Annotated in this window: 3 protein-coding genes; 1 reads left to right on the top strand and 2 read right to left on the bottom strand. The window is 28.2% G+C overall.

The window, feature by feature from the left end; all coding sequences use genetic code 11:
* Positions 1-51 precede the first annotated feature (51 nt).
* A complete protein-coding gene (mobA, locus tag AOG55_RS04385) occupies positions 52-597 on the top strand; it encodes a molybdenum cofactor guanylyltransferase (RefSeq protein ID WP_048101250.1) in 546 nt (181 codons plus the stop codon).
* Here mobA and AOG55_RS04380 read toward each other — a convergent pair.
* Positions 583-1041 (bottom strand): molybdopterin-guanine dinucleotide biosynthesis protein B, encoded by a 459-nt coding sequence (locus tag AOG55_RS04380; protein WP_048101249.1) that lies wholly within the window; start codon positions 1039-1041, stop codon positions 583-585. The two genes, mobA and AOG55_RS04380, sit on opposite strands and share 15 nt — an antisense overlap.
* A gap of 34 nt (positions 1042-1075) precedes the next feature.
* On the bottom strand, positions 1076-1654 hold the full coding sequence (locus tag AOG55_RS04375; RefSeq protein WP_048101248.1) for a hypothetical protein: 579 nt from the start codon (positions 1652-1654) through the stop codon (positions 1076-1078).
* Between the last annotated feature and the right edge of the window lie 26 nt (positions 1655-1680).

The raw sequence follows: 1680 nt of genomic DNA, 5'->3' as shown, positions 1-1680 counted from the left end.
TAAGAACAGTATTTATTATAATGAATTAAAAGCATTTATTAATGATAATCTATGATGGCAATAATATTTGCTAAAAAAAGTGAAAGATTAAAAGACAAGCATAATAAAATAATATGCAATGAAACGATGATAAATAGAATTTCTAGAATATTATATGAAACAGGTCTATTTGATAAAATTACACTCTTTACAAAAAATTTTTCTTTGCAGTGCAAATACTGTGATGTATTATATGATCATACAAATGGCGTTTTAATAAATTCAATACTTTACTGCATTAAAAATTTCAAAGAATTTTTTGCCGTCGGCGGGGATATGCCGCTTATAGATCATGATATAATAAAGGAATTGATTGATAATTATAATAAAAATACAGTATCGGTTTTAAATCATAATTATTATGAACCATTATTTTCTATATACAATTATAAAATATATGATAAAATGGAAAATTACATAAACTCTGGAGGCAGCAGTGTTAAAAAATTTATGGAACTAAATAACATAAGTTATATTAAAAAAGATACAATAAAATTAAAAAGTGTTAATTATTATGATGACTTAATTTTTGTAAACAAATACTTAAACTGTATTTAAAATAATGCTTAATAATTTATCAAAATCATCTGGGTAAATAATGCATTTTTTATTGTATTCATTATTGTTTGCTTTTATTATATAATTATGTTCATATTTTAAAAAATCTTCATTACCAAGCACAAGGAATTTTATGGCTTTTTTATATGATTTAAAACCCTCAATAAATATTATATCCGCATTATTTTCAGCTATTATATCATCAATATTTAAATGAGAATTAATCATCTTATATGACTTTGACGGCGTTAATCCATATGTAATATAAGCACCTGCATTTTCCATTTTCCATGTATCCTTGTTTTCTGTATCCAGAGATATATTATCATGTGGTATATCCTTTATATACATTATTTTAAAATCCTTATGCAAGCGTTTTATTAAATCATATATTACTGTTGTTTTTCCAGATTTTGAGGACCCAAAAAAGGAAAAAATTGCCATCCATAATACATAAAAATTAGATATAAAATATTTATCAAAGAAATAAATGATATCCAAGTGCAAAATTCATTGCTGCTGCAAACATGAGATACATTAGCCATATGCCGGTTATAAACTGAAAGAATGCTTTTGTTCTTCCCCATGTCTTTGAATGAGCAAGACTTGCAGGTATATCATTTATATATATTAACGCCAGAAGTACAAAGAGTATACCAACAGGTACATCCTTTCCCAAAAAGAATATTAAAGCACCCACTATGGATATCCAGAGGAAACCGATGGCCATGAAGCCATCCACAGTTGTATCTGCATCCTTGTATTTATTATATCCAAGTGCAAACCAATGAACACCATATGCCGTAAAGGCAAGGGCAGCCATATAAAGTATTGGTGAAGATCTGAAGGCATGAAAAATTGTTAACCCCAACCAAAGGTATGTTCCTGTGAGAAATTGCATAAAACCAGGCATCATTATTCCCCATAAACCCATGGAATGATTTACCCTCTCATTAGCCTCTTTAGGGTATTTAAAAAGGCCTGCACCGCCATAAACAAAATAGCCTATTCCTAGACCAAAAAATCCAACCGCCAATGGAGGCAAAGCTGCATACATGTTTTATCTAAAATAAATTATAATTG

Source organism: Acidiplasma cupricumulans, from assembly GCF_001402935.1.
GTDB classification, from domain to species: Archaea; Thermoplasmatota; Thermoplasmata; order Thermoplasmatales; family Thermoplasmataceae; genus Acidiplasma; species Acidiplasma aeolicum.
This window is presented reverse-complemented; position numbering and strand designations above follow the sequence as displayed.